General features: G+C 70.1%; 15 protein-coding genes. 6 read left to right on the top strand and 9 right to left on the bottom strand.

Features of this window, described 5'->3' with window-relative positions:
* Positions 1 to 29 precede the first annotated feature (29 nt).
* Positions 30 to 3,518 carry a DNA-directed RNA polymerase subunit beta gene (rpoB, locus tag ACLQ2Q_RS19735; RefSeq protein ID WP_425823097.1) on the bottom strand — a complete coding sequence of 1,163 codons (3,489 nt, stop codon included), beginning with the start codon at positions 3,516 to 3,518 and terminating at the stop codon, positions 30 to 32.
* 306 nt (positions 3,519 to 3,824) lie between these two features.
* On the opposite strand from rpoB, the gene ACLQ2Q_RS19730 reads away from it, so the two are divergent.
* Positions 3,825 to 6,449 (top strand): ATP-binding protein, encoded by a 2,625-nt coding sequence (locus ACLQ2Q_RS19730; RefSeq protein WP_425823095.1) that lies wholly within the window; start codon positions 3,825 to 3,827, stop codon positions 6,447 to 6,449.
* Between the two features lie 7 nt (positions 6,450 to 6,456).
* Here the strand turns inward: ACLQ2Q_RS19730 and ACLQ2Q_RS19725 are convergent, their stop codons facing one another.
* The 3 genes from ACLQ2Q_RS19725 to ACLQ2Q_RS19715 form a co-directional block, all read right to left on the bottom strand.
* Positions 6,457 to 8,130 (bottom strand): 5-oxoprolinase/urea amidolyase family protein, encoded by a 1,674-nt coding sequence (locus ACLQ2Q_RS19725; RefSeq protein ID WP_425823093.1) that lies wholly within the window; start codon positions 8,128 to 8,130, stop codon positions 6,457 to 6,459.
* 38 nt (positions 8,131 to 8,168) lie between these two features.
* On the bottom strand, positions 8,169 to 9,002 hold the full coding sequence (locus tag ACLQ2Q_RS19720) for a tryptophan-rich sensory protein (RefSeq protein WP_425823091.1): 834 nt from the start codon (positions 9,000 to 9,002) through the stop codon (positions 8,169 to 8,171).
* Between the two features lie 152 nt (positions 9,003 to 9,154).
* Positions 9,155 to 10,021 (bottom strand): LamB/YcsF family protein, encoded by an 867-nt coding sequence (locus tag ACLQ2Q_RS19715; RefSeq protein ID WP_425823089.1) that lies wholly within the window; start codon positions 10,019 to 10,021, stop codon positions 9,155 to 9,157.
* 120 nt (positions 10,022 to 10,141) lie between these two features.
* Here ACLQ2Q_RS19715 and ACLQ2Q_RS19710 point away from each other — a divergent pair, with 120 nt between their 5' ends.
* Positions 10,142 to 11,914: a dipeptide ABC transporter ATP-binding protein gene (locus tag ACLQ2Q_RS19710; RefSeq protein ID WP_425823087.1), complete on the top strand. Its 1,773-nt coding sequence runs from the start codon at positions 10,142 to 10,144 to the stop codon at positions 11,912 to 11,914.
* 134 nt (positions 11,915 to 12,048) lie between these two features.
* Here ACLQ2Q_RS19710 and ACLQ2Q_RS19705 read toward each other — a convergent pair whose 3' ends face one another.
* From ACLQ2Q_RS19705 to ACLQ2Q_RS19695, 3 genes are all read right to left on the bottom strand, one after another.
* The gene (locus ACLQ2Q_RS19705; protein WP_425823085.1) at positions 12,049 to 13,008 is read right to left on the bottom strand and encodes an ABC transporter permease; all 960 of its coding nucleotides are present in this window, start codon (positions 13,006 to 13,008) and stop codon (positions 12,049 to 12,051) included.
* Positions 13,005 to 14,009, bottom strand: coding sequence for an ABC transporter permease (locus ACLQ2Q_RS19700; RefSeq protein WP_425823083.1), 1,005 nt, complete (start codon positions 14,007 to 14,009; stop codon positions 13,005 to 13,007). Before ACLQ2Q_RS19700 ends, ACLQ2Q_RS19705 begins: the two co-directional genes overlap by 4 nt.
* A gap of 97 nt (positions 14,010 to 14,106) precedes the next feature.
* Positions 14,107 to 15,789 carry an ABC transporter substrate-binding protein gene (locus tag ACLQ2Q_RS19695; RefSeq protein WP_425823081.1) on the bottom strand — a complete coding sequence of 561 codons (1,683 nt, stop codon included), beginning with the start codon at positions 15,787 to 15,789 and terminating at the stop codon, positions 14,107 to 14,109.
* Positions 15,790 to 15,938: 149 nt separating this feature from the next.
* On the opposite strand from ACLQ2Q_RS19695, the gene ACLQ2Q_RS19690 reads away from it, so the two are divergent.
* The 3 genes from ACLQ2Q_RS19690 to ACLQ2Q_RS19680 all read left to right on the top strand — a co-directional run bounded on the left by ACLQ2Q_RS19690 (position 15,939) and on the right by ACLQ2Q_RS19680 (position 17,967).
* Positions 15,939 to 16,799: a spermidine synthase gene (locus ACLQ2Q_RS19690; protein WP_425823079.1), complete on the top strand. Its 861-nt coding sequence runs from the start codon at positions 15,939 to 15,941 to the stop codon at positions 16,797 to 16,799.
* A gap of 98 nt (positions 16,800 to 16,897) precedes the next feature.
* Entirely contained in the window at positions 16,898 to 17,425 is a 528-nt protein-coding gene (locus ACLQ2Q_RS19685; RefSeq protein ID WP_425823077.1) for a hypothetical protein, read from the top strand.
* Between the two features lie 53 nt (positions 17,426 to 17,478).
* Positions 17,479 to 17,967 (top strand): SprT-like domain-containing protein, encoded by a 489-nt coding sequence (locus tag ACLQ2Q_RS19680; RefSeq protein WP_425823075.1) that lies wholly within the window; start codon positions 17,479 to 17,481, stop codon positions 17,965 to 17,967.
* Here the strand turns inward: ACLQ2Q_RS19680 and ACLQ2Q_RS19675 are convergent.
* Positions 17,927 to 18,643: a 2-phosphosulfolactate phosphatase gene (locus ACLQ2Q_RS19675; RefSeq protein ID WP_425823073.1), complete on the bottom strand. Its 717-nt coding sequence runs from the start codon at positions 18,641 to 18,643 to the stop codon at positions 17,927 to 17,929. The two genes, ACLQ2Q_RS19680 and ACLQ2Q_RS19675, sit on opposite strands and share 41 nt — an antisense overlap.
* A 73-nt stretch (positions 18,644 to 18,716) precedes the next feature.
* On the opposite strand from ACLQ2Q_RS19675, the gene ACLQ2Q_RS19670 reads away from it, so the two are divergent.
* Positions 18,717 to 19,283 (top strand): hypothetical protein, encoded by a 567-nt coding sequence (locus ACLQ2Q_RS19670; RefSeq protein ID WP_425823071.1) that lies wholly within the window; start codon positions 18,717 to 18,719, stop codon positions 19,281 to 19,283.
* A 49-nt stretch (positions 19,284 to 19,332) separates the two neighbouring features.
* Here the strand turns inward: ACLQ2Q_RS19670 and ACLQ2Q_RS19665 are convergent, their stop codons facing one another.
* The gene (locus ACLQ2Q_RS19665; RefSeq protein ID WP_425823069.1) at positions 19,333 to 19,878 is read right to left on the bottom strand and encodes an amino-acid N-acetyltransferase; all 546 of its coding nucleotides are present in this window, start codon (positions 19,876 to 19,878) and stop codon (positions 19,333 to 19,335) included.
* Between the last annotated feature and the right edge of the window lie 63 nt (positions 19,879 to 19,941).

The following is a 19,941-nucleotide window of genomic DNA, read 5'->3' as shown; positions in this document are numbered from 1 at the left end:
TGTGTCGAATCTTTGTGTCTGGGCCGGGCTTAGATCTCGTCGATGGACGACGACTCGAACCGGGTGGAGATGTTGATGCCGAGCTCCTCCGCGGCGCGGAAGGCGTCGTCGTCGGTGTCGCGGAGGTTGACAGCCGTGCCGTCGGCCGAGAGGACCTCGACGTTCAGGCAGAGCGACTGCATCTCCTTCATGAGCACCTTGAACGACTCGGGGATGCCGGGCTCCTGGATGTTCTCGCCCTTGACGATGGCCTCGTACACCTTGACGCGGCCGAGGATGTCGTCGGACTTGATCGTGAGGAGCTCCTGGAGCGCGTATGCCGCGCCGTAGGCCTCGAGGGCCCACACCTCCATCTCGCCGAAGCGCTGGCCACCGAACTGCGCCTTACCACCCAGCGGCTGCTGCGTGATCATCGAGTACGGGCCCGTCGAACGCGCGTGGATCTTGTCGTCGACGAGGTGGTGCAGCTTCAGGATGTACATGTAGCCGACCGAGACGGGAGCCGGGAAGGGCTCACCGGAGCGGCCGTCGAACAGGAGGGCCTTTCCGCTCGAGCCGATCAGGCGCTCGCCGTCGCGGGTGACGTTGGTCGAGTCGAGGAGTCCCTCGATCTCGGCCTCGGCCGCGCCGTCGAACACCGGGGTGGCGACCTTCGTGCCGGGGGCGGCCTCGAGGGCCTCCTGCGGCAGGCCCTTGGCCCACGCCGGCTTGCCATCGACCTTCCAGCCCTGCTTCGCGATCCACCCGAGGTGGGTCTCGAGCACCTGGCCGAAGTTCATTCGACCCGGGATGCCGAGCGGGTTCAGGATGACATCGACCGGCGTGCCGTCCGCGAGGAACGGCATGTCCTCGACGGGGAGGATCTTCGCGATGACGCCCTTGTTGCCGTGGCGGCCGGCGAGCTTGTCGCCCTCGGTGATCTTGCGCTTCTGGGCGATGTAGACCACGACGCGGCGGTTGACGCCCGAGCCGAGCTCGTCGTCGCCGTCCTCGGCGTTGAACTCCTTGACGGCGATGATCGTGCCCTGCTCGCCGTGGGGCACCTTCAGCGACGTGTCGCGGACCTCGCGGCTCTTCTCGTTGAAGATCGCGCGCAGCAGGCGCTCCTCGGCCGACAGCTCGGTCTCGCCCTTGGGCGTGACCTTGCCGACGAGGATGTCGCCGGGGCGCACCTCGGCGCCGATGCGGACGATGCCTCGCTCGTCGAGGTCCTTCAGCAGCTCAGGGCTGACGTTGGGGAGGTCACGGGTGATCTCCTCCTTGCCCAGCTTGGTGTCGCGCGCGTCGACCTCGTACTCCTCGATGTGGATCGAGGAGAGCGTGTCGCCCTTCACGAGCTCCTGGCTCAGGATGATCGCATCTTCGAAGTTGTGACCCTCCCACGTCATGAACGCCACGAGGAGGTTCTTGCCCAGCGCCAGCTCACCGTTCTCGGTGGCCGGGCCATCGGCGATGACCTCGCCCGCCTCGATGCGCTCGCCTTCGCTCACGATGACGCGCTGGTTGTAGCTCGTGCCCTGGTTGGAGCGGTCGAACTTGCGCAGGAAGTACTCCTGGGTGCCACCCTCGTCGAGCTGGATGGTGACGACATCCGCCGAGACGGATGCGACGACGCCGGCCTTCTCTGCGGTGACGACGTCACCCGCGTCGATGGCGGCGTAGCCCTCCATGCCCGTGCCGACGACCGGCGACTCGCTGCGCAGCAGCGGGACGGCCTGGCGCTGCATGTTCGCACCCATGAGGGCGCGGTTCGCATCGTCGTGCTCGAGGAAGGGGATGAGCGAGGTCGCGACCGACACCATCTGGCGCGGCGAGACGTCCATGTACCCGATCTCGTCGGCGTGGAAGAGGTCGACCTCGCCGCCCTTCTTGCGGGCGAGGACGCGGGCCTCCTGGAAGTGACCGTCGGCCTTGAGCGGCGCGTTGGCCTGGGCGACGATGAAGTCGTCCTCCTCGGACGCCGTCAGGTAGTCGATGTCCTCGGTCACGCGACCGGCGACGACACGGCGGTACGGGGTCTCGATGAAGCCGAAGGCGTTGATGCGGGCGAACGATGCGAGCGATCCGATGAGGCCGATGTTCGGGCCTTCCGGGGTCTCGATCGGGCACATGCGGCCGTAGTGCGAGGGGTGGACGTCACGGACCTCGACGCCGGCGCGCTCACGCGAGAGGCCGCCGGGGCCGAGCGCGGAGAGGCGGCGCTTGTGGGTCAGGCCCGCGAGCGGGTTGTTCTGATCCATGAACTGCGACAGCTGGCTGGTTCCGAAGAACTCCTTGATCGCGGCGACGACGGGGCGCACGTTGATCAGGGTCTGCGGCGTGATGGCCTCGATGTCCTGGGTCGTCATGCGCTCGCGGACGACGCGCTCCATGCGGCTGAGGCCGGTGCGCACCTGGTTCTGGATGAGCTCGCCGACCGCGCGGATGCGGCGGTTGCCGAAGTTGTCGATGTCGTCGGTGTCGAGGCGGATCTCGGCCGGCTTGCCGGCGCGGATGCCGTCGAAGGTCGTGTCGCCGCGGTGCAGGCGCACGAGGTACTTGATCGTCGCGACGATGTCCTCGGTCGTCAGGACCGAAGCCGACAGGGGTGCGTCGAGGCCGAGCTTCTGGTTGATCTTGTAGCGACCCACCTTGGCCAGGTCGTACCGCTTCGAGTTGAAGTAGAAGTTGTCCAGCAGCGCACGGGCGGCCTCGGCGGCGACCTGCTCGCCCGGACGGAGCTTGCGGTAGATGTCGCGGAGCGCGTCTTCCTTGGAGAGGATCGTGTCCTTGGCGAGGGTCTCCTCGATGGAGACGAAGCCGGCGAACTCGGAAAGGATCTCCTCGCTCGTCAGGCCGAGGGCCTTGAGGAACACGGTGACCGACTGCTTGCGCTTGCGGTCGATGCGGACGCCGACCTGGTCGCGCTTGTCGATCTCGAACTCGAGCCATGCGCCACGGCTCGGGATGATGCGAGCGGAGACGATGTCCTTGTCGGACGTCTTGTCGGGGGTCTTGTCGAAGTAGACGCCCGGCGAGCGGACCAGTTGCGACACGACGACACGCTCGGTGCCGTTGATGATGAACGTGCCCTTGCCGGTCTGCAGCGGGAAGTCGCCCATGAAGACCGTCTGAGTCTTGATCTCACCGGTCTGGTGGTTCATGAACTCGGCCTCGACGTACAGGGGGGCGGCGTACGTCTTGCCGCGCTCCTTGCACTCCTCGATCGAGTACTTCTCCGGCTCGAGGTAGGGGTTGGTGAACGAGAGCTGCATCGTCTCGCTGAGGTCTTCGATCGGGGAGATCTCCTCGAAGATCTCCTCCAGACCGCTGATCTCGGGCACGTCGGTGCGGCCGATCGCCTTCGCGTCGGCGACGCGGGCCTTCCAGGCCTCGTTGCCGACCAGCCAGTCGAAGGACTCGGTCTGAAGCGCCAGCAGGTCGGGGACCGTCAGCGTGTCGGAGATCTTGGCGAACGAGAGGCGGGAAGCTCCGCGGCCGTTCTTGATGGTGGTGGATGCGTTGCGCGCAGCAGCCAAGGGAATAACCTCCATGAGCCCGTGCAGGGCTCGTGATTCCTTGTCGTCGGGGTGGGATGCTCGATTCTTCCCCGGTTGCCTACGTGTCACACGCCGTTCTTTCGAACGGGGGCGCGCGGGCACAGCCGACCACCATATGAGGGCAGGGGGAATCTAGGAGCGCAAACATCAACTATATGCCGGATGACGCGCCGTGTCCAGTCCGGTTCTTGACGAGTTTTGGATCCTGCTGTATAACCGCGACCGAAACGGCGAAATCCGCCGATACTGTGGCAGAGATCCGGTCCTGCGCGCAATGATGTCGTCATGACCGGGGGCCCATACCCTGCGATCCGCACTCCCGATCAGCGGATCCGGGTGTTCATCAGTTCCACCCTGCGCGAGCTGGCAGACGAACGGCTGGCCGTTCGTGCCGCCGTGGAGCGGATGGGACTCGCTCCCGTCATGTTCGAGCTGGGCGCACGCCCGCACCCGCCTCGAGAGCTCTACCGCTCCTACCTGGCGCAGAGCGACGTGTTCATAGGGATCTACGCCGACAGCTACGGGTGGGTCGCTCCCGGTGAGGAGATCTCGGGCCTCGAGGACGAATACCGCCTCGCGCCCGCCTCGATGCCGAAGCTGATCTACATCAAGGCCTCCGACGGGCGTGATCCACGCCTCGCGGAACTGATCGACCGGATCCGCTCCGACGACACGGCCGCGTACCTCCCTTTCCGCAACGCCGAGGACCTCGAGCGACAGGTCGCCGCCGACCTCGCGACCCTGCTCGCCGAGCGCTTCGACGATTCGCGGTCGGCCGGCGCCGACGGCGTCGAGTCGGCGGCATCCCTGGTCGCCCGCGTCCCCTCGCTGTACACCACGACCATCGGTCGCGAAGCGGAGCTGGCTCAGGTGCGCGAGATGCTCGCCCGCGGCGAGGACCGCGTGATCAGCCTCATCGGCCCCGGCGGCATCGGCAAGAGCAGGCTGGCCATCGAGGCGGCTCTCGCCACGGAGGACCTGTTCCCGGACGGCACCTATTTCGTCCCCCTCGAGGGTGTCTTGGAGGGGGATCTGCTGCTGCCGACGATCGGCTTCGCACTCGGCATCCGCGACAACGGCGAGGCGGTGCTCGAAGAGCGCATCTCGCGAGCGCTCGAGGGACGGCGCGTGCTCCTCGTGCTCGACAACTTCGAGCAGATCGTGGATGTCGCCCCCGTGCTGGTGAGGCTGTACACGGTCGCCCCGCTGGCCCGGTTCCTGGTGACGAGCCGGACGGTGCTGCGCATCCGCGGCGAGCGGGTCTACGAGGTCCCGGCTCTGCCGTTCCCTGCGGCCGGCGAGCCGGCGTCGATCGAGCGGGCGCGCCGGTCAGCGGCGTGCACCCTGTTCATCGACCGGGCGCGCGCCGCAAAACCGGGGTTCGAGCTGACGGAGGAGAACGCCGACGCCGTGGCCGACATCTGTCGTCGGCTGGAGGGCCTGCCGCTGGCGATCGAGCTGGCCGCCGCGAAGGTGCGTCTGCTGACCCCCCAGGGCATCGCGAAGCGCCTCGAGCGCAGCCTTCCCCTCCTGACCGCGGCGGTGCGCGATCTGCCGGAGCGCCACCGCACGATGCGCGCGACCATCGACTGGAGCGTGAGCCTGCTGCCCGACATCCAGCGGGAGATGCTCACCGATCTCGGCGTCTTCGCCACCCGCTTCACGATCGATGCGGTGGAAGCGCTCGGCATCGGGCGCTCCTGGGACGGGCACGGCATCGACGGGCTGGCGGCCCTGGTCGACGGATCGCTCGTCAAGCAGACCGACGTCGAGGGCCGGTCCGTCTTCTCGCTGCTGGCCATCGTGCGGGAGTACGCGCTGGGACGCCTCAAGGAGCGGGGCGACGCGGATCAGGTGCGCGCCGCGCACGCCGATTACTACCGCGCCCTGGTCGCCCGGCTGGCACCTGGGCTCCGCGGCGTCGGTCAGCTGGAGTCCGTTGGCGAGCTGGGCCTCGAGCTGCCCAACCTCCGTGCAGCCATCCGTCACCTCGTCTACACCGACCGCCTGGATGACGCGGCCGACTTCGCCTGGAGCCTGCTGGTCTACTGGTGGATCGCGGGCCTGTTCGGCGGCGTCCGGGTGTGGATGCTGGAGCTGCTCGGCAAGGATCGCCCGATCACGCAGCACACCCGAGCGGTGGCGTGGTTCCTCGCGCTCTGGGGCGAGATGTGGCAGCGGCCGTCGAAGGAGGTGATCGCCGGGCTCGGGGAGACCGTGCGGCTGTTCACCGACACCGGCGACGAAGACGCCGCCGCGATGGCCCTGGCCGCCCGAGCGACCGCGCGCGTGCAGTACTCGGCGGCCGGAGCCGAGAAGGCCGAGAAGGAGCTGCTGCGCGCGTCCGTCAAGCTGCGGGCGCTCGGCAACGGCTGGGCCGAGGCGCTCGCGGAGGTCTCGCTCGGGCGGCTGGCGTGGGTGCAGGGCCGCACCGACGAGGCGTTCGCGCACTTCGACCGGGCAACGACGGTCGCGGTGGCGGGAAACGACCTCTTCAACACCTCGGTGGCCGGCAACCTGCGCGCACGGCTCAAGTTCCTGGGCGGAGACGTCGATGGCGCCGAGAAGGAGTTCATCCAGACGCTCATGCTCTCGATCCGGCTGCACTACGACGAGGGCGTCGCCTACGGACTGGAGGGCCTCTGCGCCGTCTCTGCCGCCCGCGACGACGCATGGCGGGCCGGAGCGCTTTCCGTCGCGGCCGCCCGCATCCGCCATCGCATCGGCGTGTTCGACGTCGAGGCGTTCACCGTTCACACGCCATATCTCGCGCGGCTCCGCGAGCGCGACCCCGAGGGGGTGGCGGCCGGCGAGCGAGCGGGTGAGGAGCTCACGGTACCCGAGGCCGTCGCGCTCGCGCTGCCCGAGCTCGATCGCCAGCACGCGGATCCGCTGCTCGCGCACTGGTGACGGCGGCTCAGTGCGCGTGCGCGTGCCGGAATCGGATGCGCGTGCCTGGCCGCAGCTGCGCGAGCGCATCGAGCGAGCCGTCGGCGACGACGGCGATCACGGGGTATCCGCCGGTCACGGGACCGTCGGCCAGCAGCACGGTGGGCAATCCCGATGGAGGCACCTGGATCGCGCCGGGCACCATGCCCTCGCTCGGCAGCTCGCCGGTGCGGGTCCGCTCCAGGCGAGGTCCCTCAAGGCGCACCCCCACCCGGTCCGCCTTCTCCGTGACCATCCAGACGGCCTCGTAGAGCGAGGCGAGCGCGGATGCCGAGAACCAGTCCGCGCGCGGACCGGGGGCGAGCTCGACGACGACCTCCTCGTCGGGAGGCGCGCCCCACGGCGCGACGTCTGCCGGGGGCACCGGGTCGACGGCATCCGCCCGCACGCCGACGCTCCGCCCCGCCCGCAGGGCCGGGGGGCCGAGCCGCGCCAGGACGTCGGTCGAGCGGGAACCGGCGACGGAGGGCACGTCGACTCCGCCCCGCACGGCCAGGTAGGCGCGCACACCGTGGGCGAACCAGTCGATGTGCAGTTCGGCACCGGCCGGCCACGGGTGGGCGACGTAGGGGTCGACGCGGCGGCCGTCCATGCGGATGTCGCCCCAGGCGCCTGCGACGGCGATCCACGCGGGCTTTTCGGCGCTCGCCCGGAACCCGCCGAGCGTGACCTCGACCCCGGCGGCGCCCTCCGGGTTGCCGACGAGCCTGTTCGCCGTCTTCAGAGCCGCCCGATCCAGCGCACCCGAGCGGGCGATGCCCTGCGACGCCCGGCCGGGGCGCCCGAGGTCCTGGATCGTCGCCAGCAGCCCGGATTCGAGGACGCGGAACCCGCCGAGAGGAAGCGACTCCTCCGCCTCGAGCGACCCGGAGGTCGCCGTCCTGGGGGGCGGCGACCCGGCGAGGTCCCTTCCCGACGCGGATGCACCGGGGACGGACGCCCCGGAGAGGGGCGCCCCCGAGGCGGACGCCCCCGAGGCGGACGCACGGGCACGACCGGCGGCGAATCTGACCCGGGCACCGGGGGTCAGCAGCGCCGGGAACTCCGCGCCAGGCTCGAAGAGGGGCGCCGCGGTCGTTCCGATCAGGCGCCATCCTCCCGGTGTCTCCCGCGGATACGCACCCGTGAACTCGCCCGCGAGCCCGACGGCGCCGGCGGGAACCCGCGTTCGCGGGGTGTCGAGCCGCGGCACGTCGAAGCGCCAGTCGCGACTCACGAGGTAGGCGAATCCTGGCGCGAAGCCCGCGAAAGCGACGGTCCACTCGGCCGCGCGGTGGCGTTGCACGACGGCCTCGGCGCTGAGGCCGAGCAGCCGGGCGGTGTCCGCGAGGTCCGGCCCGTCGTACACGATGTCGAGAGTCACCTCCGTCGGTGCGACCGCCGGGCCGTCGGCATCCGGAGTTCCCGCCGCCGCTCCCGTCACCCACGACCGGGCGCCCGGCAGCGGAAGCAGCGCCGGGTCGAGGTGCACGAGCACCGTGCGGGCTGCCGGCACGATGTCCAGGACTCCGGGGGGGATGGATGCCGCGAGGGCGGCCCGCAGCGCCAGTACGGCCTCGAGCGAGCCGACCTCGGCCAGCAGCGCCCGGTCGCCCATCGGCAGGAGCCGCGGCAGGGTGTGCGGGTCGGCGGCTTCGGACACGGCTTCGGGGCGGACGCTGAAGGGTTCGTTCGTCCGGGTCAGAGGCGGGCGGGCGCCACCCCGCGCGCCCTCCGCGCGACGGTGATGGCGACGGGCACGGCCACCAGCAGCACGGCGACGAGGATCGCCGTCACCCCGATCGCCGTCTGCCGGGGCTCGTCGGCGATGCGGCCGACGCCGATCCACAGCACGCCCCACGCGATCGCGAGGGCCGGTGTGATGCGCCCCTTGCTCCACACCGAGATCGCGGTGCCGATCGCCAGCGCCACCAGCAGCACCACGACACCCCAGAAGCCGGCGGCATCCGCCCACCCGTCGTCGGCGACCTGCGTGAGCTGCGCCGTGATGTTTGCGACCGTCGCGATCGTCACCCACCCGAAGTGCAGCCCGGTGACGCCGTCGATCAGCACGCTGTCCAGAACGCCGTCGCCCGGCTCCCTGGTGAGCACGGTGCGCCGCCAGACGAAGGCGAGCACGGCCAGCAGAAGGATGATCGTCACGACGCTGAGCAGGAGCGTCCCGAACTGCACCACGAGGATCCATCCGCCGTTCAGCACGGCCGTCAGCGCGATCCACCAGCCGAGCAGCCGCTGGCGGCGCGCCGCGCGTTGCACCGGGAGCGCCTGCCAGATGGCGTACAGGATGAGGCCGCCGTAGATGACGCTCCAGATGGTGAACGCCGGCCGCGCGGGTGCGAGGTACGAGGCATCCGAGTCGAGCGCGCCGCCGAGAGCCTCCTGGATCGGGGTTCCACCGGCCGCTCCGCTGCCGATGAAGGCGGCGATGACCATGAACACGACCGAGGAGATCACCGCCACCTGGCGCACGATGTCCCTGCCGTCGGGGCTTCCGGTGGAAGATGCGTTCGTCATGGTCGGTCCGTTCGCTCGGGGGCAGCGCTCTTCGTCTCGACCCTAGCGGCGGTATTCCCCACGGGGCTCGTATAGCCACGCCCCCGGCTTGCTGATGCGCGCCACTCTATGGGGCTCCGCCCCAAACCTCCGGCTTGCTGACGCGCGCCTCTCTATGGGGCTCCGCCCCAAACCCCCGGCTTGCTGACGCGCGCCACTCTATGGGGCTCCGCCCCAAACCCCCGGCTTGCTGACGCGCGCCACGGGGCCCGGATAGCCACGCCTTCGCCCTCGAGCGCCGCGCGCACGGCGCGAGCCATCGCCACCGCCTCGGCGGTGTCGCCGTGGACGCACAGCGATGCGGCATCCGCCTCGACGAGCGCGCCGTCGATCGACTCGATCACGCCTTCGCGCACCAGGCGCAGCGCGCGCGCGGTCACGACCTCGACGGAATGAAGAACCGCACCGGCTCGGCTCCGCGGCACGAGCGCACCCCCCGCGGTGTAGGCGCGGTCGAGGAACGCCTCGCGCACGAAGGGCAGGCCGGCGTCATGGGCCGCCTCCGCGAGGGCGCCGCCGAGCCCGAGCACCGGGAGCGGCCGGCCCGCGGCCTGGGCGAACCCCGCGATCGCCTCGGCCACCGCACGGGCCTGCACCGGGTCCACCGCGATGCGGTTGTAGAGCGCACCGTGCGGTTTCACATACCGGATGTCGGCGCCGGCCGCCGCGAGCGCGTCGAGCTGCTGGGCGATCTGGGTGCGAAGCACGCCGGGCTCGGGGTTCCGGTCGCGGCGCCCGAAGCCCTCCCTGTCGGCGTAGCTGGGATGTGCCCCCACCGCGACGCCGAGCCGGGACGCGCGCTCGACGCTCGCCCGCATGGACTGCTCGTCACCGGCATGGAAGCCGCACGCGATGCTCGCGCTCGAGACGACGGCGAACATCGCCTCGTCGTCGGCGGTCGGTTCGCCGTTCCAGGTCTCGCCGAGGTCGCTGTTGAGGTCGATCGACGGTGTCGCCTCCAGCGCGGCCCCACTTGCCATGGGTCCACGGTAGCCCCGGACACGAGGATCTCGAGAGTCGGTACCCGAGGTCGTCACGAGTCGGTAAAGGCCGCCGCCCGGAAATGCGCCCGGGCCCCGGCGCAGGGCAGGATGGGGTGCATGACTCCGATCGGCACGGGCCCGGCGCCCGCCTCCACGACACTGCTGTCGGTGCGGGATCTCGCCGTCGACTTCGCAACGACCGACGGCGTGGTACACGCGGTCGAGGGCGTCGACCTCGAGATCGCAGGCGGCGAGACCCTCGCCATCGTGGGAGAGTCGGGGTCGGGCAAGTCCACGACGGCCATGGCCATCATCGGCCTGCTCGCCGGCGGCGGCCGCGTCGCCCGCGGCAGCATCACGCTCGACGGCCGCGAGCTGGTGGGGGCGCCGGAGTCGGACATGCGGGCGATCCGCGGGCGCCAGATCGGCCTCGTGCCACAGGATCCGATGTCGAATCTGAATCCCGTGACGAAGATCGGCTCGCAGGTCGCCGAGACGCTGCTCGCACACGGCCTGGCGACGCGCAAGGACGTCGATGACAAGGTCGTCGAGACGCTCGAGGCGGCGGGGCTTCCGAACGCACGGGAGCGGGCGAAGCAGTATCCCCACGAGTTCTCGGGCGGGATGCGGCAGCGAGCGCTGATCGCGATCGGGCTGGCGTGCAAGCCCCGCCTGCTGATCGCCGACGAGCCGACGAGCGCCCTCGACGTGACGGTGCAGCGCACGATCCTCGACCAGCTCGGACGGATGACAGAGGAGCTCGGCACATCGGTGCTGCTCATCACGCACGACCTGGGGCTCGCCGCCGAGCGGGCCGCGCGCGTGGTCGTGATGCACCGGGGCCGCGTGGTCGAGCAGGGCCCGGCGGACCAGATCCTGAACGACCCGCAGCATCCCTACACGCAGTCGCTCGTGAAGGCGGCGCCCTCCGTCGCCGCCGTGCGCCTGCGCCCGGAGGCCTTCCGGCCCGCGCCGCGGCTGGAGTCCGTCATTCCGGATTCGGCTGCCGCCGCGCCGGCGCAACCCGCTGTCCCGGCCGCCACGACCCGCCCTGCGGCGGCGGACGCCGCCGGCCCCGCGGCGACGGCGGAGCCGGCATCCGTCGACTACGTCGTCGAGTACGAGGACGTGACCAAGGTCTTCCCCGTCCGCGGCCAGAAGGAGGACTTCGTCGCCGTCGACAGCGTGTCACTCGCGGTCCCGCGCGGTGAGACGGTCGCCATCGTGGGCGAGTCGGGGTCGGGCAAGACCACCACGGCGCGCATGCTGCTGAAGGTGGTGGAGCCGACCAGCGGACGCATCCTCTTCGAGGGCCAGGACATCCAGACCCTCGACCGGCGCGAGCAGCGGGAGTTCCGCCAGAAGGTGCAGCCGATCTTCCAGGACCCGTACTCGTCGCTGAACCCCATGTTCACGATCGAGCGGCTCATCGAAGAACCCCTCGCGTTCTACAAGCGGGGCTCTTCGAAGGAGCGGTCCGCGCGCGTGCGGCAGCTGATGGATGACGTGGCCCTGCCCGCATCGATGCTGCGGCGCTACCCGTCCGAGCTGTCGGGCGGCCAGCGGCAGCGCGTCGCGATCGCGCGGGCGCTGGCCCTCTCCCCCGAGGTGATCGTCTGTGACGAGCCGGTCTCGGCGCTCGATGTGCTCGTGCAGGACCAGATCCTGCGCCTGCTCGGCGACCTGCAGCGCGAGTACAACCTGAGCTACCTGTTCATCTCGCACGACCTCGCCGTGGTGCGGCTGATCAGCGACTACGTCTGCGTGATGAAGGACGGCGTGCTGGTGGAGGCCGCGACCTCGGAGGAGATCTTCACCAACGCGCGCGACCCGTACACGCGCGGGCTCCTCGCCTCGATCCCCGGCAACGAACTCGGCATCGCGGGCTGAACCACCCCCGAGAAGCCGGGCGTTGCCTGGTTTCCTGCTCGCGTCGAGACTCGGTCCGCCGTCCGAGAATCAGCGCGCGGCGGCGAGTCCGGGGCGCCGCACCCATTCTCGAGCGTCGACGGAGGGGTCGGATGTCAGCGCGCCCGCGTGCGGGGATCCATCGCCTCGCGGAGCGCCTCGCCGAGCAGCGTGAAGCCGAGTGCGGTCAGGGCGATGCAGATGCCGGGGAGGAACGCGAGCCAGGGGGCGATGGCCAACTCGGCCTGCGCGTACGTGAGCATGCGCCCCCACTCGGCGGTCTCGGGGCGCCCGCCGCCGAGGCCGAGGTACGACAGCGCCGCGGCGTCGATGACGGCGGTCGCGAGCGTGAGGGTTCCCTGCACGATCACCGGGCCGATGGCGTTCGGCAGCACGTGGCTCATCGTGATGGTGCCCCGGCCGAGCCCCAGCGTCTGCGCCGAGAGCACGTAATCGGCGCTCTTCTGCTGCAGCATCGATGACCGGAGGAGGCGGGCGAAGATCGGGACCTGCGACGCTCCGATCGCGATCATGACCGCGTACTGGGACTGACCGAGCAGTGCGGCGATCGACACGGCGAGCAGCAGGTTCGGCACCGACAGCAGGATGTCCACGAAGCGCATGATGACGTTGTCGACCCAGCCCCCGAACGTCCCCGCGAGGAGCCCCAGCAGCATCCCGCCGATGAGACCGAACGCGGTCGAGACCACGCCGATCACGAGGGACGCCCGGGCGCCCCAGATGAGCTTGGACAGCACGTCGCCGCCGAAGCGGTCGAGCCCGAGAGGGAACTGCGGGAGTTCGCCCGGCCCCGGGATGTTGGTCGGGGTGATGTACCTCGCCCCGGGCAGCGCCGTCTCGGGGTACGGAGCGAGCCACGGCGCCAGGACGGCGACGAAGACGAACACGAACACGATCGCGGCGCCGATCCACGCGGTCGGGTTGCGGCGCAGTCTCTTGAAGACATCGCGCCAGAAGCCGCCGGGCGACTGTGCCCGCAGCAACTCCCGGTCATCGACAGAGGTGTCATCGACCGGCCCGCCCATCGGTGCGGGGGGAAGCATGGCGGACGTCATGACACCCTCACTCTCGGGTCGATGAAGCTGTAGGAGACGTCGACGGTCAGGTTGATGAGCGCGTAGAGGATCGCGATGAAGATGATGAATCCCTGCAGCACGGGGAAGTCCCGGTTGTAGATGGCGTCGGCCATGAACGAACCGACTCCCGGCCAGGCGAAGACCTTCTCGGTGAGCACCGCGCCCGATATGAGGAGACCGGTCTGCAGGCCGATCGTGGTCACCACCGGAAGCAGGGCGTTGCGCATGATGAAGCGGTTGCGCAACGTGCCCTGGCTGATGCCCTTGGCCCGGCCGGTGCGCACGTAGTCGGCATTCTGCACCTCGAGGACCGATGCGCGGGTGATGCGAACGATGATCGCGAGGGGGATCGTACCCAGGGCGAGGGCAGGAAGGATGAGGTGGATGATCGCGTCCCACGCGGCATCCCATTCGCCCGTCAGGATGCCGTCGAGCACATAGAAGCCCGTCGGATGGGTCGCATCGATCCGCGGGTCCTGGCGTCCGTCGGAGGGCAGCCACCCGAGCTGGATGGCGAAGATGTACTTCAGCATGAACGCCAGGAAGAAGACGGGGATCGTGATTCCGACCAGGCTCGCCACGACCGATGCGTGGTCGGTGAAACGGCCGTGGCGGCGGGCCGCGATGTAGCCCAGCGGGATGCCGAGGCCGATCGCGAAGATCAGTGCGGCGATCGACAGCTCCAGCGTCGCGGGGAAACGGCGCACGAACTCATCGAGCACCGCTCGGCTGGTCTCGATGGAGCTGCCGAAGTCGCCGGTGAGCAGCCGGCCGAGCCACGTGAAGTACTGCACGAAGACGGGTTCGTCGAACCCGTAGAGCTCATTGATGCGCTCGACGGCCTCGGGCGTCGCCTTCTCGCCCAGGATGGCTACGGCCGGACCGCCCGGCAGCGCGCGCACCCACAGGAAGAGCAGGATGCTGAGGCCGACCAGCGTGGGGATGAGCAGGAGCAGCCTGTTGCCGATGGTGCGCAGCAAAGCGGATTTCTCCCAGGGGTGTCGGGGACGGTGTGCGGTGCGGGGACGCGGCTGATGGCCAGGTCCCCGCACCGCACATTACGGCACGTGCCGCGTTTTACTCAGTCAGGACGATGTCGGTGAAGACCTCGTCATTGACCGGGCTGGCCGGGTAGCTCTCGACGCGCTTCGCGAATGCGAGCGTCGGGGCCGGGTGCGCCAGGGGCACGCCGGGGATGAACTCGGCGACCATCTGGTTGATGTCCTCGTACAGCGCCGTCTGCTCCTCGAGGTTCGGAACCCCGCGGGCCTCGGACAGGGCGGCGAACAGCTCGGGGTTGTCGAAGCCCCACTCCGCCGACGGCTGACCGAAGAAGACGCCGACGAAGTTGTCGGTGTCGTTGTAGTCGCCCGTCCACCCGAGCAGGTGGATGCCGTGGTTCGGCGTTCCGGTGATCTTGTCGAGGTAGTCGGGGCTCCAGGCATCCGTCACGGGGTTCGTCACGACGCCCGCCTCGGCGAGCTGTGACGAGAGCACCGTGAAGATCTGCTCCGGGTCCGGCATGTACGGGCGCGAGACGTCGACCGGGTAGTTGAACTCCAGCGTCAGCGGGTTCGACTCGTCGTAGCCCGCCTCCGCGAGGAGCGACTTCGCCTTCTCGGGGTCGTACTCGTACGTCGTGACATCCGGGTTCCAGCCGTTGACGACATCCGGCATGAACTGCGTGGCCTTCTCGGTGCCCTCCGGGAGCACCTGTGAGATGAGCGCGTCCTTGTCGACCGCGTACGAGAGGGCCTCGCGCACACGGATGTCCTGCAGCGCCGGAACGGCCTGGTTGAACGCCAGGTAGAGGATCGTGAACGGGGGGCGCGAGACCATCGTGAACCCGGCGTCCTCGAGGGCGCCGGTGTCGGCGGGGCCGACCAGGTCGTAGCCGTCGATGGAACCGGACTCGAGGGCCTGGCGGCGTGCGGTCGGGTCATCGATCACCCGGAAGATGATCTCGTCGATCTGACCCGCGTCGCCCCAGTAGTCCTCGTACGCGCTCAGCTTCAGCTGCTCGCCCGGTGCCCACTCGTCGAACTTGTAGGGACCGGTGCCGGTCGGGTGACCGGAGCCGTACTCCGACAGCGTCGGCGCCTCTTCGCTGCCGCCGATGCCGTCGGCGTCGAACTCGGCGAGAGCCGTCGGGCTCTGCATCGCGAAGGCGGGCAGGGAGAGCGCGGGGATGAAGCCGGCGAAGGGCTGGTTGAGCTCGATCGTCACCGAGTAGTCGCCGTCGGGTGTGCATGACTTGTACACCGCGGCATCCGGCGTCTCGACGTAGCCGCGGAAGAGCTTGCCGTAGTAGTACGACAGCGCCTCGCTGGCGGCAAGGCCCGTCCAGTTGTACCAGCGGTCGAAGTTGTAGCAGACGGCCTCCGCGTTGAAGTCCGTGCCGTCGTGGAACGTGACCCCCTCCTTCAGAGTGAAGGTGTGCGACATGCCGTCCTCGGCCGAGTCCCACGATTCCGCCAGCAGCGGCGCGGGGTCTGCGGTTCCGGGCTCCGTGCCGACGAGCCCCTCGAAGATCTGACGCGAGACGCGGAACGTCTCGCCGTCCTGGGCGAAGGCGGGGTCGAGGTTGGCCGGGTCGGCAGACGCCGCGAAGATGAACGTGCCGTCGACCGCCGCGTCGGTGGCATCGGCGTCGCCGCCCCCGTCGCCCCGCTCGCTCGCGCAGCCCGCGAGGGCGAGCGCCGCGATCGATACTCCGGCGATCGCTGCGAGAGCGCCTCGCCGGATTCGTGAGTGTTGCATTTGCTGTGAACCTTCCATCGTCGGATGCGGGCCCGGGTCGGGCCCGTCACTCGGTGTGGGTGATCCCTCGACGCTATCCGGCCCGCGCCCGTGAGGGCATTACACCTATGTCTCGATCGTGTTTCATCCTGGCGGGATAGCGTGGATCCATGGCCAGAGCGCGGCAGGAAGACCCGATCACGGTCCGGCTGTCCGACGGCACCATCGCCAGGGTGGTGCGCTCCGGCTTCACGTCCGGCTGGGAGCTCGACGTCGACGGGACTCCGCAGTCGCACGTCGACCTCGACGATCCGACGCACCTGCACTTCGAGTACGTCGCGCGCATGGGGGCGGTCATCGACCGCCTGCGGATGCCGGGTCAGCCGCTCACCGCGGTGCACCTGGGCGCCGGGGCCCTCACCCTCCCCCGCTACATCGAGGCGACCCGCCCCGGTTCCCGGCAGCAGGTCGTCGAGCTCGAACCGGCCCTCGTGGAACTGGTGCGCGCCGCGCTGCCGCTGCCCAAGGGCGCGTCGATCCGCGTGCGGGTCGGCGATGCGAGGGCGGTGCTGGAGAGGCTGCCTCCTGGACTCGTGGGTTCGGTGGACCTGCTCGTCTCGGACGTGTACGCCGGGTCGCAGACACCGGCGCACGTCACCTCGGTGGAATTCCACACGGTGGCGGCGCGGATGCTGGCGCCCGACGGCGTGCTGCTCGTGAACGTCGCCGACGGCCCCGGCCTGGCGTTCGCGCGTCGGCAGGTCGCGACGATCCACGCAGTGCTCGAGCACGTCGCCGTGCTCGCCGAGGTGCAGGTGCTGAAGGGCCGTCGCTTCGGCAACCTGGTCATCGCCGCATCCGCCGCGCCGCTGCCCACGGAGTGGCTCCCCCGGCTCATGGCGGCAGGCCCGCACCCGGCAAAGGTGGCGATGGGCGCCGAACTGGACGCCTTCGCGCGCGGTGCGCGGGTGATCACGGATGCCGATGCCGTCCCCTCCCCAAGACCCCAGGCGTCGATTTTCGAGCGATGACGACACCGGCGTCTCGACATCCCGCGCGCCTTCTTCGGAACGCCGCCGCATTCGGGGCAGACTGGGGAGGCGAACCGCCCGCGGCGAGAGGAGTCCCGGTGAGCTACATCCACGGATACGATCCGGAGACACTGCGCGAGAAGATCGACCAGCGCCAGTGCAAGGCGCGCCTCGAGGAGATCGGCGAGCAGCGCTCGCTGCCGGCCCTGCTCGAGCGCGTGTGGCTGCTGAAGGTGCTCGACCGCCTCGAGGACGCCCTCGTGATCAGCGAGCAGTCGGTGCGGGTCGCCCGGATGGCCGGAACGCGCCGCGACCTGCTCCGCTCCCGCATCCTGCACGCGTCGGTGCAGCAGGCGCGGGGTGCATATGCGGCGGCCGAGCACGAGCTGACCACGTGCGCCGAAGAGGCCGAAGGGCAGAACTGGGCGGCCATCGCCGCCTTCGCCTACCAGCACCGGGGCAAGGTGCGCTTCGATGCCGGCGACTTCGACGACGCCCGCATGGACTTCAAGCGCGCGCTCTTCCTCCGGCAGGAGTCGGGCGCGACCGACGAGCAGCTGGAGTCGTCGCTGCTGGCGATCGATGCGGCGGACCGCCGCCGTGCCCAGACGAGCGTGGCGAGCTGAGCGGGTCCCGCCACCGGGCACCGACTGTCGTACCTGTGTTCTAAGTTCTCCGCATGACAGAACTGCACCGTGTTCGTGCGTGGGCCGATGCCCTGATCGCGCTCCACCTCGACGACTCCTGGTCGTTCGCCTTCGATCACGCCAAACGCCGGGCCGGGCTCTGCGACTACACGAGCAAGCGCATCAGCGTGTCGCGCTACCTCGCCGCGCGCTACGACGACGACACGAACCACCAGACGCTGCTGCACGAGGTCGCGCACGCGCTGGCCGGTGCGAAGGCGGGACATGGTCCGAAGTGGAAGGCCATCGCGCGCGACCTCGGGTACGTCGGAGGCACCACCCACGACGGCGAGACCGCGACCGAGCTCGCGCCGTGGGTGGGGGTATGCCCCTCCGGACACGTCGCCTACCGGCATCGCAAGCCGACGCGATCGACGTCGTGCGCGAAGTGCGCCCGTCGCTTCGACGAGCGCTTCGTCTTCGCCTGGACGCGCCGGGAGATCACTCCCGCACTGCGACTGGCGGCTCAGCGGTCCCGCTGAGACCCGTCCGCTGAGCGGCCCCGTCAGGCGCGGCGGGGTAGGCGACGAAGGCGCCCTCGACGAACACCGGCACGGCGTCCGTCGCGTCCAGCACGGCGGCAGCGGCCACTTCATCGGCCCGTCCCGTCGCCGTGAGTTCGCGCCCCGAGCCGCTGGCGGTCAACAGGTGCCGCACGGCGCGGCGGAGGCCCCGGAAAGCCTCGCCCGCCACGGCCGCGTCGGGCGACGTGTGGTCGATCCCCCGCTCGCCCAGCGCCTCGATGATCGCGCCGGCGGCGAGCTGATCCTCGATGGCGAAGCGCAGCGACGCGTCCTCCTCGCGTCCCGTCAGCTCGCCGGCGGCGATGATCGCCACGCTCGTCCGGTCGCCTCGTCGCTCCTGCTCGGCCAGCACGGCCGCGGCGACGGACGAAGCGTTGCGCAGGCAGCCGAGCAGAACGAGCGCGTCCGTGCGCGCGGCCGCGGCACTCACGGCGGCGCCGTTGATCGAGACGGCGTGGGAGGAGTCATCCAGCGGGAACGCGTCGCCGGCGGCCACGGCATCCGTCCCCCTCGTCGAGAAGCGCAGCACGTCGACGACGACGATCACGTCGGCGGGGGCGAGGCGCGCAAGCCCCGCGACGCCCCACTCGAGTCGCACCTGGTAGGTCTGCTGATCGAAAGGCGTCGCGTCCACCCGGACAGCCTAAATGGCGGGCACTGGCAGCCCGGAAGGCCTCGCCAGCGGGCCCGGATGCAAGGATGGGGGGATGCGCGTCATGCTCAAGTTCGTGATCGACTGCGATGCGGATGCCGCATGGCGGGCCCTGCACTCGCCGAGGGCGGTGGCCGAGCTCTACGGCCCCTTCCTCGAGATGGAGCCCCTCGGTGCAGACGGCTTCCCGACCCGGTGGGAGTCGGGCGCGGATGTCGCCGTGGGGATGAGCGTCGGCGGCGCGCTGCCCCTCGGGCGGCAGCTCATCCACGCGAGCGACCGCTTCACCACCGACCGGCAAGGACCGGTGCGCATCTTCCGCGACAGCGGCATCCCGCTGACCGGCCCGCTCGCGGCGCTCGATGTCTGGGACCACCAGATCGCCGTCGCCCCCGCGCCCGATGACCCGGAGAAGACGCTGTGGCGCGATCGGCTCGTGATCGGCGGCACCGCCGCACCCGCGCTCTGGCCGGTGCTCTGGGGGATGTGGCAGTGGCGGCAGGCGCGCATCAAGGCGCTCGCGCCGTCGTGGGCGTACGACATCCCGCCCGCGGAGGCGGAGGATGACGGGCTGCCCGACATTCCGCCCGCGGAGGCCGGGGAGGCCGAGCTGCCCGAATGACGGGCCGGAGGCCGAACTGCCCGCGTGACGGGCCGGGAAGGCGCCGGCGTCAGAGGCGCTTGAGCATCCGTGTGTTGCCGAGCGTGTTCGGCTTGACGTGGGCCAGGTCGAGGAACTCCGCGATGCCCTCGTCGGGGCTCCGCAGCAGCTGCGAGTAGACGTCCGGGTCGACGACCTGTTCGCCGATCGGGGTGAACCCGCGCCGGGTGAAGAAATCGACCTCGAACGTCAGGCAGAACAGCCTCGAGAGCCCGAGCGTCCGCGCGTTCCCCTCCAGGGCCTCGACGATCTCGCGGCCGACGCCGTGATGCAGCCACTCGTCCTGAACGATGAGCGTGCGGATCTCGCCCAGGTCCTCCCACATCACGTGCAATGCGCCGCATCCGATCAGCCGGCCGTCCGACGTCTCGGCGACCACGAACTGCTGCACGGACTCGAAGAGCACCACGAGATCCTTGCCCAGGAGGATCCGGCGCTCGACGAAAGGCGCCAGCAGGGACTGGATGCCCCGCACGTCCGCGCTTCGCGCAGGGCGGACGCGGTAGGCGGCCGAATCCTCGATCTGCGGCTCGCGAGCTGCGCGGGATGTGCTCATCGTTCCAGCCTAAGCCGCGTGCGCATCTGGAATCGCTGGGGGCGGAAACGACGAAGACCGGAT

Origin of the sequence: Microbacterium sp. DT81.1 (assembly GCF_049844955.1) — a bacterium.
GTDB lineage: Bacteria > Actinomycetota > Actinomycetes > Actinomycetales > Microbacteriaceae > Microbacterium.
The sequence above is the reverse complement of the archived record's forward strand: the minus strand, read 5'-3'. Positions and strand labels throughout refer to the sequence as shown.

Excerpts from the sequence above, each read along its gene's own strand:
- ACLQ2Q_RS19730 (WP_425823095.1), top strand. The coding sequence starts at position 3,825 with ATGACCGGGGGCCCATACCCTGCGATCCGCACTCCCGATCAGCGGATC.
- ACLQ2Q_RS19720 (WP_425823091.1), bottom strand. The coding sequence starts at position 9,002 with ATGACGAACGCATCTTCCACCGGAAGCCCCGACGGCAGGGACATCGTG.
- ACLQ2Q_RS19715 (WP_425823089.1), bottom strand. The coding sequence starts at position 10,021 with ATGGCAAGTGGGGCCGCGCTGGAGGCGACACCGTCGATCGACCTCAAC.
- ACLQ2Q_RS19710 (WP_425823087.1), top strand. The coding sequence starts at position 10,142 with ATGACTCCGATCGGCACGGGCCCGGCGCCCGCCTCCACGACACTGCTG.
- ACLQ2Q_RS19705 (WP_425823085.1), bottom strand. The coding sequence starts at position 13,008 with ATGACGTCCGCCATGCTTCCCCCCGCACCGATGGGCGGGCCGGTCGAT.
- ACLQ2Q_RS19695 (WP_425823081.1), bottom strand. The coding sequence starts at position 15,789 with ATGCAACACTCACGAATCCGGCGAGGCGCTCTCGCAGCGATCGCCGGA.
- ACLQ2Q_RS19690 (WP_425823079.1), top strand. The coding sequence starts at position 15,939 with ATGGCCAGAGCGCGGCAGGAAGACCCGATCACGGTCCGGCTGTCCGAC.
- ACLQ2Q_RS19680 (WP_425823075.1), top strand. The coding sequence starts at position 17,479 with ATGACAGAACTGCACCGTGTTCGTGCGTGGGCCGATGCCCTGATCGCG.
- ACLQ2Q_RS19670 (WP_425823071.1), top strand. The coding sequence starts at position 18,717 with ATGCGCGTCATGCTCAAGTTCGTGATCGACTGCGATGCGGATGCCGCA.
- ACLQ2Q_RS19665 (WP_425823069.1), bottom strand. The coding sequence starts at position 19,878 with ATGAGCACATCCCGCGCAGCTCGCGAGCCGCAGATCGAGGATTCGGCC.